Origin of the sequence: Acetoanaerobium pronyense, from assembly GCF_017874355.1 — a bacterium.
Taxonomy (GTDB): Bacteria; Bacillota; Clostridia; order Peptostreptococcales; family Filifactoraceae; genus Acetoanaerobium; species Acetoanaerobium pronyense.
On record NZ_JAGGLI010000048.1, the window covers coordinates 1 to 13986 of the forward strand.

Below are 13986 nucleotides of genomic sequence, written 5' to 3' on the forward strand. Positions count from 1 at the left end.
TTTGAGTAGAAAACTAAAATTAAGAACTTTTATTGTGGAATTTTCTAATTTCTGAATTAAGAGCCTAAATTATTTTTTTATGAATAATTCGGGATTCATTAAAAGTGAACTATTTATATCATAACAATACTTTCTAATTTAAGAGTTACTATCATATTACACTTTTAAATTAGAGCATCCTCTATTAAATAAATCAAAAATATAATTGAGTATATCAATATTGATATACTCACAATAAAAAAGGCCTATCTATTAAATTAATAGTTAGAGCCTCTTTTTGAAGAATAAACGATTATGTAGTTTCTTATTTAGACCGCCTGAAAAGATCTATTATCAAAATTTATATGATGTCTGCCTTTGGGAACTATAAAAGGTGAGTCAGAAACAGGATCTTTCATTACAAAGCAATCTAAGTCAAAAACTTTTTTGATTAGACTTTCTGTTATTATTTCATTAGGCTTTCCTTGAGAAACAAGCTTTCCTTGATAAACTGCGAATATATAATCTGCATATCTGGCAGAAAGATTAATATCATGAAGGACCATGACGATCGTAGTTCCTCTTTTTTTCTTTAAATCAGTTAGTAAATCAAGTATCTCTATTTGATAAGTAATATCTAAATATGTAGTAGGCTCATCTAAAAGAAGTATATCTGTTTGTTGGGCGAGTGCCATTGCAATCCAAACTCTTTGTCTTTGTCCTCCAGATAGTTCGTCCATACATCTATTAGCAAGATCAGAAATGCCCATGATATCCAAAGCCTCATCTATTGCTTCGTAATCTTTTTTCCCCATCCCTTTAAAAAAAGTTTGATAAGGAAATCTTCCCCTTCCAACTAAATCTCCTACTGTAATCCCCTCAGGCACTACTGGCGATTGTGGCAAAAGTCCCAGCACTTTAGCAAGTTGCTTGGGAGGTATTTCTGATATTTTTTTGTCATCAAGAACTATTTCTCCTGACGTTGGTTGAATAAGTCTTGCAAGTGTTTTCAGTAAAGTGGATTTTCCACAAGCATTTGCACCAATTATTACGCTTATTTTATTTTTAGGAATTTCAATATCAATTCCGTCAACAATAATCTTTTTTTCATATCCTGAAAAAACATTCTTAGCCTTTAATACATCTGCTCTTTTCATGCTGTTCCTCCTCTTCGATTTATTCGAATAAGTAGCATCAATAAATAAGGTGACCCAAGTATTCCAGTTATAACTCCAACTGGAAATCTAGTCTGAAATGCAAATTGACCAATAAGGTCGGCTCCAAGTACCAATATTGCCCCCACTAGGCCAGCTGCCAGCTCATTAGGAGCTCCATACCCTACAAGTCTAATTGCTATAGGACCCGATAAAAAAGCTACAAAAGCAATAGGGCCAGTTATTGATGTTGCAAAAGCAATCAAAAAAACTGCACTAAGTACAAGAACAAGTCTCACAACATCTGTCCTAACACCAAGTGTAATGGCCGACTCTTCTCCTAGCTCCAAAATTCTAAGATGTTTTCCAAATATAATTATTAAACTTCCAAAAATAATTAAAACAATAAATAATTTTGGTATGCTTGTCAATTGTACTCCATTTAAACTTCCACTAAGCCACCTATATGCTGCTGGTATATCATATTGAGATGCTTTTAAAAGCAAAAAGGATATTACTGAGTTTAGCATTGCTTGTATCCCAATACCTATAAGAATCAGTTTTGCACCAGAAAATCCCCCAACTTTGGATAGCATATAAATTAAAAGAGCTATACTAATACCACATAAAAGAGCTATTATAGAAACAATAGTTCCGCTTAAATTTAGTATAAGGATAGATACCATGGCTCCTACGCTTGATCCTGCTGTGATTCCTATTATATCAGGACTAGCTAAGGGATTTCTAAGTATAGTCTGAAATGTACTTCCTGCTATTCCAAAGGATATTCCCACTAAAAGCCCAGCAAGCATTCTAGGTAAATTCAATGTTCTAATTACAAATGACGCTCCTTGTATTTCCTCACCCATTAAAACTCTAAAGACAACTTCCAGAGGGTACCTGCTAGTTCCATTTACAAGAATCTGGGTAGATAGTGCAAAGGTTATAATCATTAAAAAAATTGTAACCAAACCAGCTCTTAATTTCCTACATCTATAACCATTTTTTAAAGTATTTATATTGTTTTCTTTAGTCGATAAAATCATAAAGCTCGCACCTTCGATCTCATAGCTATAATAATAAGTATAGGAGCGCCTATAAAAGCAGTAATAATTCCTGCTTCCAATTCACCAGGACTTCCAATAAGACGTCCTAATACATCTGACAAAATCAAAATAACTGAACCCCCAATAGCAGACATAGGAATAATCAAACGTAGACTTGGACCACACACCATGCGCATTATATGTGGGACCATGAGCCCCACAAAACCAATTGGTCCAGCTAAAGCTGTAGTAGCGCCGCAGAGTAGTACCCCTGCAAACGCCCCACCTAAACGAACTAATCCAGTTCGAACTCCTAAACCAGTCGCTATTTCTTCTCCCATAGCTAATGCATCGAGTGCAGGAGTAAGAGCTATTCCAAGCAGAATCCCTACAGCTAGAAATGGAAAAACTGCGACTATTCCTTGCCAAGTTGCACCACCAGTACTTCCAACTTGCCAAAATCGCACAGCATTCATGACATCTGCTCTTGGTAAAATAATGGCACTGACGATTGACGATAATGCTGCACTTGTAGCCGCACCAGCTAACGCAAGTTTAATAGGGGTAGCACCCCCATACCCTAAAGAACCCACTGCATAAACAAAAACTGCCGTAATCCCTGCACCTAGGAGTGCAAATATAATATATGCTTCAGGGGTACTAATCTGAAAAAAAGCGATGCCTATTACAACAAATAAAGCGGCTCCTGTATTAACACCTAATACACTCGGATCTGCAATAGGATTTCTAGTAATTGACTGCATAAGAGCTCCAGATACTCCTAAGGCTGCTCCTGCAATAATTCCAAATATAGTTCTCGGAATTCTTTCATTAACAACTATTTGATTTATAGTATCTGATTTTGAGTTTATTAAAGTATCCATCACTTCTGCAAATCCTATATATCTCGCTCCAAAAGCAAGGGAAACAAGTATACATAGAGCAATTGACAAAATACTTAAAATAATTAATATTAATATTTTAGTTTTTTTCATTTAACTTTATCAGCTGCCTCTGCCATTAGACTAAGATACTCGTCTATAGTTGCAGGAATTGAAAGGGCACTTGGAGTACCAGATGCTGCAAGTGGTGTCCCATCCTCAATAATTACAACAGAATCTCTTTTTACTGCAGGAAGGGTCCCAATAAGAGGATGAGATTTTAATGCCTGAAGTAAATTATCATCCCCATATGTAATTATAATATCTACATCCTCAATCAAATCAATATTTTCTGCGCTAATTTCTAAGGCAAAACTATCAGATTCTTTGGCAAGATTTTTTACACTATCTGGTATTTCCATCCCTAAATCTGCCAAATATGCTACTCTCGGATCACTTGGTAGATATATGTAAAATTTCCCTAAATCAGCAGCGTTAAAATAAAAGAATGCGGCTTTTTTACCCTCTATCTGAGGATACATATTTGTTTTTTCTTCCAATAATTGTTCAAGCTCATGAACTAGGCTTTCACCTTGAGCTTTCATTCCCATACCCGTAGCATTAATAATTATCTGATCACGCCAAAAAGTTTGCCATGGCAGAGAAGGGTAAGCAACAACTGGAGCAATTTGACTTAATAGATTATATTCTTCTTTTGTAATCCCAGAATATGCTGCAAGTATTACATCTGGCTGAGCATCACTAATTGCTACATAATCTAACCCATCTGTATCCCTAAATATTCCAGGAGTGTCCTCGCCAAGTTTTTTAAAGCCTTCTAAAGTCCATGGTAAAAGTCCACTATCATCTAAAACTCCATAATTTGCCTGAGATACACCAACTGGAATAATCCCAAGAGCTAAAGCAACATCTTGATTTCCCCATGAAATCGTTGCTACTCTTTGTGGCTTACTTTCAATTACAGTCTCCCCAAAGGCATGATTTATTTTTATTGGATAGTCTTGAGATACTTCAGCAGTAGGAGGAGCTTCCTCCTTTGGTACTTCCTGCGCTGGACTTGAACAGCCTGTTAGTAATATGCTAAATACAGCTATTACAGCAATAAATTTAGTTTTTAAGAATTTCATGAAGTTCATCCTCTCTCGTTGTGAATTAGTCAGCTTTATTATATGTAAGCTTTAGATATTGATTATCATTATCATGATATAGCAACAATCATTATCTGTCAATAATTTTAACAATCTACTATTGAGGTTATTCAGCGGGTGGATTGATTAATTTTTTCTTTATTTTATCCTTTTTAAAAGACACCATTCAGATATAAAATACTGGGTATAATATAATTAAATACAAAGTTACAATTTATATATTTTTTTTAAAGAATTTTAAAAGGAGATGAGTATATTGAAATTTATAATTTCAAGTGAAGCAAAAAAACAGCTCCATCGTTTATATCCGAAAAAAACGTTACGTATTTTTCCAAAAATAAAAACATGAGCTGGAATCACCTATAAACTGGTTCAGGATGAACTTGCTGAAGGAAAAGACAATCTTTACAAGATAGAGGATTTGCTTTTTATTATAGATAAAGAAGAGGAAAAAGAAGTGAGTTATATTGAAATAGATTATGAAAATGACTGGGCAGGAGAAGATTTTATAATAACAGCTGGTTTTTAGTCTAAAAAAATGTTAAGTCAAGATTTGAAGGGCACCTCAAAAGTTAGAATGAAGTCTACTTTTTGAGGTGCATTTTTTATTACTGAATATCTCCTTCTCTATTTTCATACCATTCTTTTGCTTTAGATATAGCTATTGGTATTGCTCTGCCTTCCTCATATCCATCTTCTAATAAACTATTAGCTATCTCAATAGCTTTATCTCTTACAGGTTTTTCAAGGTTTTTCATTGCGTCTGGAAAATCATTTTTACTCCAAGGCATATTACCCCTCCTCTCTAGCAGTCGTTACTTATAAATATCAATCTATATTTATCAGTACAAACTCTATTTAAGCCATTTTCAAATTATACTTCTTTCCATAAGAATGCAATAGCTCTTTTCCCTAAAATATAATCGTCAAATATTTTAACTCCAACATTTGTGGAAAGTCCAGCGCATACTAGTAATGGCAATAAATGCTCTTCTCTTGGATGACAGTACCTTCCATTAGGAAAGCTTTCCCAGTTTAAAAAGGATTGCCATTTTTCATTCTCACTTTCATTAATACAACAAATATCTATAAGTCTATCTTGAAAATCATCATTAAGTGGATCTTTAGTATTTTTTCCACTAAAATCAAACTTAGTCATATTATGAAACGAAAATCCAGAACCAATGATTAGCAGGTTTTCATCAAGAAGCGGTCTTAGTGCTTTACCAATAGATAGATGAGTAAGAGGATTAAGGTCTTTATTTAGTGAAATTTGAATAACCGGTATATCAGCATCGGGATACATCATCTTTAGCGGGATATATGAACCATGATCATAAGGTCTCTTATCATCTAACTTGTATTCAATACCACTTTGTCTAAAGCCCTCCGCAATTTTTAAAGCTAAATCCTTATTCCCTACACATGGATATTTAATGTTATATGCAGCTTCTGGAAATCCATAATAATCGTAGATAATGCCAGGACTTTCTCCGCTTTGAATTGTAACAATATCTTCCTCCCAGTGTGCACTAAACACAATAATTGAATCAGGCTTATGAATTTTTTGTGGAAGATTTTTCATGAATTGTATCATTTTATCATGGGAAGAATCATTAAGTAGAGGTAGCGGCCCTCCGCCATGTGAAAAATATATAATCTGACTAGCCCTTTTGTAATCATTTTTTTCCAAAGTAGCACTCTCCTTTTCTAAAATCCACCAGCTCCACCGCCACCGGCACCGCCTCCTCCCCCTCCTGAGAAGCCACCGCCTGTTCCTGTGGTGTGCGTAGCTGAATTGAAAGAACTCTCTATGCTTTTTTGAAATCCTGTATTGTTATTATTAAAAATAAAATACCAATATATCCATCCATGCCCATATGAAAAACTATCTCCACTTAAATCTGTTTCAATGTTAAATTCATTTAGGATACTATTGTCTATTCCAAGTGCTAAGCCATAAATTAAAGATATATCTTTCGGATATTTTTTTAAATCTTTCTTCGTATCAGATTTTTTTAGAGCTTTCATTTGTTTTTTAAACTCCATCCATCTCTTGTACTCTACATATCCGTAATCAGATTTTCTGAACATCAATGCTAACCCTTGAAATAGTATTAAGAACGATGTTCCAATTAATACTCCACCTAAAATATTTCCATATACTAATGCTAATATCCCTAAAATTAAGGTTATAGGAAATATTACCAAAAACGGCAAACTATTTTTTTTACTAACTTCATCAAAATATCCATTATTGATAGATTCCTCTTTAATAAGCTCTATCCATTTAGTATACTTTTTTGTAAACATAGACTGATTATTTTTGCTGTAACTTTCTATTTCTTTTGTAGTTACAGCACTTCCATCTCCCATGTCTTCAATTAACCAATCAATAAAATGGATCTCGTGACTTAATAGGTTTTCTTGATCTGAATTTATTTTAGTGATTATAAAAACTTCTGAAGCATCGTCTTTGCTTTTAAAACCTTCTGTATCTTTTATTTCTAAATATCCCTTTCTATAAAGATCGAATATAGTTGAAATTATAGTCTTAGAGCCAATAGCAGTGCTCGTAATATAGGTAGCTAATGCCGGGCTACAATCTTCAGGAACATCTAAATATTTATTTTGTTCATGAATATCTTTTGTTCTTCTATATTTTATAATGAAAAAAATAAATACAAGAATCTGAGCAATGCTAAGTATACCTGCTATATTTCCAAATAATATATTTCTCTCTTCTCTTTTAATTATGTCTTCCTGGATTCCTTGTTCTAGTTGTGCTTCTTCTTCCATAATTTGTGAATATGCCTCTTCGTCTATTGTGTTAGATGATGCCGGTATAAATGATGTGGGAAAAAGAACTCTTGCTTCTACAAATGTCCCACTTGGAACATCTTGTACTTCTAAAGTAATAATGTCATTAGCTGTTTTATTGATTTCTCCATGCAACGGTCCATGAGCGAAAAATCTGACATCATTATTTACATCATTCTCAGGTAAGACTATATTCACGGCAAAAAAATCTATAGGTGTATCATTTTCACGACCTAAAAATTTGTAGTATATTTCTCCTATATCATTGTATTTTATGGCAACATTTTTTATAGTATATATGAGTGTAAAAGTTTTATTTTCATCATTTGAAGGTGAAAATATTTGCAAAGTAATCCCATTGTTTGTTTCCTCTGCTATAAAAACATTTCTATCTCCTAAATCTGCATCTTGAACTCTTTGATATTCTATAGCTCCACTTTGATTACTTTCTAATACCGTTATACCTTCTATTCCCGATGTATTTTCTAATACTATTTCTCTAAATACTCCATTATACGCTCCACTAAAATTAAAAGTAATATCTTCTCTTACTGAAAGATCTCCATTTTCTAAGATTGCAGATTCAACAAGCCAACTAGAGATTTTTAAAGCATCGTTAGCATTTGATTTAATGGGATTAATCAATAGAATAGTCAACATAAATAGGACTATTAACGTAATTTTAAAATAGTATTTTATTTTCACTATCTCTTCTCCTTCTTACAAGAATATTTTATTATTGTCATGTTGAATATACTCTATTCTTTTTCTTTCTCCCATATCTCTTTTCTTTCTTCAAAAGTCACTTCTTTATGAACTTGATGTAACATCCACAAATAACCGAATGAATCACTAAACATGGCATTAGAAACTCCGTAATCTAACATTTCGGTGATTGGCTGTATCTCAACACAGCCCTCATTAATTGCATTTTGATATGTTTTAGCAATTTCTGGTACCATAATATTAAACCAAATAGGTTTCGGATCATTTGGTTTAGGTGCTATCATTTCAAACTGAGGATTTTCATCGAGCATATGGAATCTTACTCCATACAATGAAAAAATAACTTCATTTTCTCCTTTAGGAAAATCAGTAACTTCAATCCTCTCAATTTCAAATATTTTTTCGTAAAGCTCTAATGCCTTTAAGCTGTCCGATACAACCATATCTATTTCTACACCAATCATATTAACACTCTCCTTTTTCCATTTTTTAATTATAATCTTTTATAATGCCTTAGTATTTGAAGAGAATTGAATTTTATAAAAAAAATTTTCTGAACCTCTACACTCCTCCTAATTTAATAACTAGTTGGCAGAACTGGTGTTATTTTTAAAACTCTATCGTCATTTTCACTTGGATTTCCTCTTCCATCTCTATTATTCGTAGCAATATATAGGGATCCTTCATGATAGACAACACTTCTAATACGGCCATATTCATTAAAAAGTTCTTCTTGTCTAATAAAACTTACGTCATCTTCTAAATCTATTCTCATTACCATATTTCCTCTTAGTCCAGCGACATATAGATTTGATTCACTAAGATTTTCAAGAGAAAGAAAAGCTATTCCAGAAGGTGCCAAAGTGAAATCCGAATAACAAACAAAAGGATCTTCGTATTCAGTATCTCCTTGATTACAAGTTACTATAGGCCAACCATAATTCGCTCCGGGTAATATCAGATTAATTTCATCTTGACTAGTAGGTCCATGGTCGCTTGCAAATAAATCTCCGCTAATAGGATGCCATGCTAATCCTTGAGGATTTCTAAGTCCATAGGCAAAAACTGGACTGTTTTCAAATGGATTATCTTCAGGTATACTACCATCTGAATTAATCCTTAATATTTTACCTGCTAAAGAATTGATGTCTTGAGAAAGCTCTGGTACCTGAGCATCTCCTGTAGTAATATAGAGTTTTTCATCAGGGCCAAATTTCAGTCTACCTCCATTGTGCACTCTTGCTCCAGGGATTGCATCTAAAATATATACCTCATTATCAAGCCTATTCTCTTCAAGAGTGAACCTTGAAACTCTATTCAAAATTTTATTACCTTCTCTATATGTGTAATAAAGAAAAACATGTCTATTCTGATCAAATTCTGGACTTATTTCAATCCCTAATAGACCTCCTTCGCCTACATGTTCAGCCTCTTGTACTGTATATATCTCCCCTACTCCCAAAATAAGGACTCTTCCGGGTCTTTCTGTGACTAAAATCCTTCCATCTGGCAGAGGAACTATTTCCCAAGGAATTTCCAGTCCTTCTCCTATTACTTCAATATCATATTCAAAATCTTCTGCTAAAAATACAGTTTCATCTTGTTCATTGAAAATATCTGTTGATTCTTCATTTATGTTTGGCTCTGCTAAATCATTTTCGTCAATTTCTTCTCCGTTTCCTCCAATTTGCCAAAATATTAATAGTATGGCTAAAGGGATAATCAATAACAACCATTTTTTATTCATTAGCATATTCCTCCTGGCTTTGCAAAAGAATTCTAGGATTATACAAAAAACTCTCCCGAAATTTTATTCCTGCCAAAATAGTTCTTATTATTCCTGATACCAATATTTTTTTGTTTATATCATGTTTTTCGATTCTCTAATATTTTTTAGGAACTTTCTTTCTAAGAATGTAATTTTTCACTAAATCTATTATAGAGAATTCTTATAGCAAGAGCTATATAGATAAAACCGCATAAAACATATATCCAATAAGGAAGAAAACTAAATTCTAAGTTGGTTAAGCTATTAATAGCCATTGCAGGCCAATAGCCTGGAATCACACCAAAAATAAGATTGATAGGATGAGGGATATAGATGGCAACTATTGGCAGAAGAATCATGAACCCTGTGCCTTTAACTAAAGCAAATCCTTCAACACGATTTTTGGCAAAGGTATTAATCAACATCATATTAAATGGAGCTAAAAATGACATAAGGGTGTTTATTATAAATGACTCCCATATTGAAATCTCAACAAGTCCTATAAATGATGTTATTAACATTCCAGATATAATGCTAACTAATATGATAAAAAAAACTTTTGAAAGCAAATAGGTTTGAAGCTTAACTGGCGTCACACGTATTGCATTTAGTATGTTTTCTTCTCTTTCATCTAGAAGAGAAAATGCAGCCAATGCGCCATATATATATGGATTTGCTAATATAAAAAATATAAATATTCCTGAATAATAAGGCAATATATCAAAACGATGCATTAAGCTTTCTCTTAAAAAAGGCACTAAGAATTTTCCTACTAATCCCAGTATGATTGGATAGACTGAAAGTATTAGCATAAGATTGTCTCTTCCAATTCTTTTTGTTTCATTAACAATCAATTTGCTTGTCCTAGTCACTAAAATCACCCTGCCTCCCAATTACTTTCTGGTTAAAAACTTTGATACTTTTCAAATAAAGCAGCTTGATAATTATAAGGTTATATATAACTGCATAGGTTAAATCTAATGCAGTCTGAGGTTCAAACATTCCTTTTAATAAAATCACCATACCGTGACTAGGAAGGAGATATACAAATCTTCTAAAAGGCTCAAGATCGCTAATATCAAAAAGAAAAAGTAGAGGAAGATTCAAAACCATAAATACAAGACACATTGGGAATATAAAGTCTGTAAAACTTTTGAAATAAGCACTCAAAATGAAACCTAGCAGAATATATGATGTAGCTATAATTGTAACCGCTACTGGATAAATTATTAGGTTTATTGGAACTCCTTTTATCAAAGTTGGACCAAGTATTACAAAAAATGTTGCTAGCATAACAAAGCATAAAAGAGAAATAACCTTAGCCTGAATATATGTTTTTGGCTTCATTGGAGTCACAACTAAAGCCTTAATTGATCCTTGTCCCTTTTCAAAGAATACAATAGCTCCAATAAATAGCATCCCCATTGTGCCTACATCAGAAAGAATAACAATAGGAATTACGTAGGCCATAGCAGCTGATGGGAATAAAATCAATACAAATAACCAGACTAAACTAAGAATAGCTCCAGCTACATAAAGTCCATTATTTAATTGAAATTTAATATCCCATTTCACTAAATTTAAAAGCTTATACATATTAATCAAGGCCCCTTCCTGTTACTTTAATAAATACATCTTCAAGAGTGGTTTCCTGTGAATGAATACGTCTAATTTTATATCCTTTGATAATTCTTATAATTTCATCATCATCTTTCAAGTCATTTAAATCATGTGAAGATGTTTTTAAGTTATTGTCTTCATAATATTCTACTTTTACAATAGCTTCTCCATGGATTAATTTTAACTCTTTTGGATTGTTAATCTCTTTTATAACTCCATCTACAATAAAAGCAACACGGTCGCAAAGATCGTCTGCCACTTGCATATTATGAGTTGTAATAATAATCGTTCTCTCTTTATTTTTCTCCTCTAAAATCAAATCTTTAATATGTTTTGAATTGACAGGGTCTAAACCTGTAGTTGGTTCATCTAAAAATAATATTTCTGCATTATTAATCAATGCTCTACAGAAATTCAGCCTCATTTTCATCCCTTTTGAAAAATTTTCCACTTTTTTATCTTTGTGCTCTATTAGTCCTACAATTTTTAATAAATCATCTATATCTCTAGTTTTCGATTCATATAAAGAAGAAAAAAATCTTAGATTTTCATAAGCTGTTAGCTTCAGAAAATGATTCGGAAGTTCAAAACCAACTCCAATCCTCTCATAGTATTCAGTTCCAAAAGTATCTAAAGGTTTACCATCAATCTCAATGGTTCCCTTATAATTGTCTAGTAACTTGATTAAAAGATTTTGTGTGGTTGATTTACCTGCTCCTGATGGACCTAAAAAACCAAATACTTCCCCTTTTTTAATATCGAAGGTAATTCCTTTTAAAGCATTATCTTTAGATCCTGGATATTTATATTCTAAATTCTCAACATGTATCATGCCTTCTCCTCCTTTTCCATCATATAATCGAAAAACTCTCTTGCTTGGTCTTCATAGTTTATATTCAAAGAGCCTGGCTCTATATTTAACATTTTTTCGAACATGTGAATAATAAAATCAGTTCTTATTTTTATCTCTTTAACAGGGTCCTTATAATCTTTATAGTTAAGAATAATATGTGCAGTAGCCTTGCCTATTTCTCCACTAAATCTAAAAATCATCTCCCCTATAATGTCCTCATACTCTGTAACCATAGTTCCTTCTTTAATACCTTGACCTACTATATGATTAATTATAGGCAGATAATACTCTAAGTTTTTTTCATTGATTGATTCCCTAAATGGCAAATTGTCATCAGAATACATAACTTTAAAAATTGTATACAAAGCGTCCATTTTCTCCATTTTCCACTGAGTCATAGTAGTTAAAAAATAATTGAATTTTTTTATAGCATCATCCTCTGATTCATAGATATATGGTTTCACTACTTCTGCACCACTTGTAACTATTATTTCAGATACAGCGTTCATAACTTGTATCTTTGACTTGTAATGGTGATAAAAAGTACCTTTTGCTATACCCAAATCATCAATAATCATTTGTACAGATGTTTGGTTATAGCCTATAGAAAAAAAGAATTTTTGTGCGCTTGCTAATATTTGTTCTTTAATTGACATACATTCCTCCTTCTGGACCGACGGTCGGTCTATGCTTATAGATTATACCTCTCACTAATATTTGTCAAGATGTAAATCGGCCAAAACTATATTTGTAGGCAAAAAAAACCTCGAATTAATCATACTTTTTTTAGAAATGATTATTCCAAGGTTAATTTTTCTAATTTTTAAGGCCAATTAAAATTTCAGGTATTTACAAATCTCTAGTTTTTGTTGTTCCTAAAATCGCCATAGATTCTTTATATTGTGGGTGAATTTTACCAACTAATCTCCAAAATGACCTATCGTGATTCATATGTACTAAATGACAAAGTTCATGGACCACTACATAATCAAGTACATCAAGGGGAAAGATCATCAGTTTCCAGTGAAAAGTCAAATGCCTGTTTGAGCTACAGCTTCCCCACTTTGTTGAATCATTTTCTATAGAAAAAGATTTATACTTTACTTTAAAATGTTCTTGATATAATTTTAATCTTTCTCCAATTATTTTTTTACTGGCTTTTATATAAAAGTTTTGAAGTGCATCAGTAATATTAATTTCTCCTTCTTGTGGGCTACTGCATATAAAAGCTTTTCCATTCCATATAATAGTTATTTTTTTTATTGAGGAATCTATTTTTGTATGCAAAGGGTAAAGTTTTCCTAAATAATAACATTTAATTTCTGATTTCGTTTCCATATATAGCTCCTTACAAATACTTTTTTATAAATTCCAAAATAAAGTCCAAGGGATTAGATTAGCTAAAAAGTGAATTATAATTGCTGGAATTAGTCCATTGTTATAAAATATATAAGCTAAAACTGCACCAAATACAAATGCAACAATATTTAGTCCCCCGTGCATTAATGAAAAGAGAAGAGAAGATAGTACTATTCCTCCAAAAATAGCTTTTTCTTTAGAGTTAATATTCTTACTAATAAGATATGTAAACATAGAAAATACAAACAATCTAAAAATTATTTCTTCATGCAATCCGGCTCTTAAAGAGAGCAAGAAAATTTCATTAAAACTTGAAAAATTCAACCAAGATACTTGTTGTAGCACCTCTTTATTTGAATTATATATTAATGAATTGGATATGATTACAAATACTCCTAAACTAACAATCTTTTTAATCTGAACTATAGTGGAGATTGTAAAGTCTTTTTTGATCCATAAAGGAAAATCTACTTTTGAACTAAGTTTTTTCCCTAGAATACCTAATACAATTATTAGCCTGAATTATTCATACATTTCTTTTAAAATCTTTAAAACCATTTAAGCGTAAGCTTTACAAAGGCGTAGCCTTTTACACCTATTAGGTGAAAATA

General features: G+C 32.2%; 15 protein-coding genes. All 15 read right to left on the bottom strand.

Annotation, left to right across the window (positions count from 1 at the left end; all coding sequences use genetic code 11):
* Positions 1–308: 308 nt before the first annotated feature.
* The 15 genes from J2Z35_RS13740 to J2Z35_RS13810 all read right to left on the bottom strand — a co-directional run bounded on the left by J2Z35_RS13740 (position 309) and on the right by J2Z35_RS13810 (position 13720).
* Entirely contained in the window at positions 309–1136 is an 828-nt protein-coding gene (locus tag J2Z35_RS13740; RefSeq protein WP_209661972.1) for an ABC transporter ATP-binding protein, read from the bottom strand.
* Positions 1133–2179, bottom strand: a complete 1047-nt coding sequence (locus tag J2Z35_RS13745) for a FecCD family ABC transporter permease (protein ID WP_209661973.1) — start codon at positions 2177–2179, stop codon at positions 1133–1135. Before J2Z35_RS13745 ends, J2Z35_RS13740 begins: the two co-directional genes overlap by 4 nt.
* Positions 2176–3174 (bottom strand): FecCD family ABC transporter permease, encoded by a 999-nt coding sequence (locus tag J2Z35_RS13750; protein WP_209661974.1) that lies wholly within the window; start codon positions 3172–3174, stop codon positions 2176–2178. The genes J2Z35_RS13745 and J2Z35_RS13750 overlap by 4 nt, the downstream gene beginning before the upstream one ends.
* A complete protein-coding gene (locus tag J2Z35_RS13755; RefSeq protein ID WP_209661975.1) occupies positions 3171–4208 on the bottom strand; it encodes an iron-siderophore ABC transporter substrate-binding protein in 1038 nt (345 codons plus the stop codon). The genes J2Z35_RS13750 and J2Z35_RS13755 overlap by 4 nt, the downstream gene beginning before the upstream one ends.
* Before the next feature lie 629 nt (positions 4209–4837).
* Positions 4838–5020 carry a DUF2188 domain-containing protein gene (locus J2Z35_RS13760; RefSeq protein WP_209661976.1) on the bottom strand — a complete coding sequence of 61 codons (183 nt, stop codon included), beginning with the start codon at positions 5018–5020 and terminating at the stop codon, positions 4838–4840.
* Positions 5021–5103: 83 nt separating this feature from the next.
* A complete protein-coding gene (locus J2Z35_RS13765) occupies positions 5104–5922 on the bottom strand; it encodes a DODA-type extradiol aromatic ring-opening family dioxygenase (protein ID WP_209661977.1) in 819 nt (272 codons plus the stop codon).
* A gap of 17 nt (positions 5923–5939) precedes the next feature.
* On the bottom strand, positions 5940–7754 hold the full coding sequence (locus J2Z35_RS13770; protein ID WP_330623497.1) for a DUF2207 domain-containing protein: 1815 nt from the start codon (positions 7752–7754) through the stop codon (positions 5940–5942).
* A gap of 53 nt (positions 7755–7807) precedes the next feature.
* The gene (locus tag J2Z35_RS13775) at positions 7808–8239 is read right to left on the bottom strand and encodes a VOC family protein (protein WP_209661978.1); all 432 of its coding nucleotides are present in this window, start codon (positions 8237–8239) and stop codon (positions 7808–7810) included.
* Positions 8240–8352: 113 nt separating this feature from the next.
* Positions 8353–9522: a PQQ-dependent sugar dehydrogenase gene (locus J2Z35_RS13780; protein ID WP_209661979.1), complete on the bottom strand. Its 1170-nt coding sequence runs from the start codon at positions 9520–9522 to the stop codon at positions 8353–8355.
* 161 nt (positions 9523–9683) lie between these two features.
* Positions 9684–10397 (bottom strand): ABC transporter permease, encoded by a 714-nt coding sequence (locus tag J2Z35_RS13785; protein ID WP_209661980.1) that lies wholly within the window; start codon positions 10395–10397, stop codon positions 9684–9686.
* A gap of 10 nt (positions 10398–10407) precedes the next feature.
* A complete protein-coding gene (locus tag J2Z35_RS13790; protein ID WP_209661981.1) occupies positions 10408–11139 on the bottom strand; it encodes a fluoroquinolone export ABC transporter permease subunit in 732 nt (243 codons plus the stop codon).
* 1 nt (position 11140) lies between these two features.
* Positions 11141–11995: an ABC transporter ATP-binding protein gene (locus tag J2Z35_RS13795; RefSeq protein WP_209661982.1), complete on the bottom strand. Its 855-nt coding sequence runs from the start codon at positions 11993–11995 to the stop codon at positions 11141–11143.
* Positions 11992–12672 (bottom strand): TetR/AcrR family transcriptional regulator, encoded by a 681-nt coding sequence (locus tag J2Z35_RS13800; protein WP_209661983.1) that lies wholly within the window; start codon positions 12670–12672, stop codon positions 11992–11994. Before J2Z35_RS13800 ends, J2Z35_RS13795 begins: the two co-directional genes overlap by 4 nt.
* A 193-nt stretch (positions 12673–12865) precedes the next feature.
* Positions 12866–13354, bottom strand: a complete 489-nt coding sequence (locus J2Z35_RS13805) for a M48 family metallopeptidase (protein ID WP_209661984.1) — start codon at positions 13352–13354, stop codon at positions 12866–12868.
* Positions 13355–13378: 24 nt separating this feature from the next.
* Positions 13379–13720 carry a CPBP family intramembrane glutamic endopeptidase gene (locus J2Z35_RS13810; RefSeq protein WP_330623498.1) on the bottom strand — a complete coding sequence of 114 codons (342 nt, stop codon included), beginning with the start codon at positions 13718–13720 and terminating at the stop codon, positions 13379–13381.
* Positions 13721–13986 lie beyond the last annotated feature (266 nt).

Coding starts and splice junctions, on each gene's coding strand:
- J2Z35_RS13755 (WP_209661975.1), bottom strand. CDS start 4,208: ATGAAATTCTTAAAAACTAAATTTATTGCTGTAATAGCTGTATTTAGC.
- J2Z35_RS13750 (WP_209661974.1), bottom strand. CDS start 3,174: ATGAAAAAAACTAAAATATTAATATTAATTATTTTAAGTATTTTGTCA.
- J2Z35_RS13740 (WP_209661972.1), bottom strand. CDS start 1,136: ATGAAAAGAGCAGATGTATTAAAGGCTAAGAATGTTTTTTCAGGATAT.
- J2Z35_RS13760 (WP_209661976.1), bottom strand. CDS start 5,020: ATGCCTTGGAGTAAAAATGATTTTCCAGACGCAATGAAAAACCTTGAA.
- J2Z35_RS13800 (WP_209661983.1), bottom strand. CDS start 12,672: ATGTCAATTAAAGAACAAATATTAGCAAGCGCACAAAAATTCTTTTTT.
- J2Z35_RS13780 (WP_209661979.1), bottom strand. CDS start 9,522: ATGAATAAAAAATGGTTGTTATTGATTATCCCTTTAGCCATACTATTA.
- J2Z35_RS13775 (WP_209661978.1), bottom strand. CDS start 8,239: ATGATTGGTGTAGAAATAGATATGGTTGTATCGGACAGCTTAAAGGCA.
- J2Z35_RS13805 (WP_209661984.1), bottom strand. CDS start 13,354: ATGGAAACGAAATCAGAAATTAAATGTTATTATTTAGGAAAACTTTAC.
- J2Z35_RS13790 (WP_209661981.1), bottom strand. CDS start 11,139: ATGTATAAGCTTTTAAATTTAGTGAAATGGGATATTAAATTTCAATTA.
- J2Z35_RS13795 (WP_209661982.1), bottom strand. CDS start 11,995: ATGATACATGTTGAGAATTTAGAATATAAATATCCAGGATCTAAAGAT.
- J2Z35_RS13745 (WP_209661973.1), bottom strand. CDS start 2,179: ATGATTTTATCGACTAAAGAAAACAATATAAATACTTTAAAAAATGGT.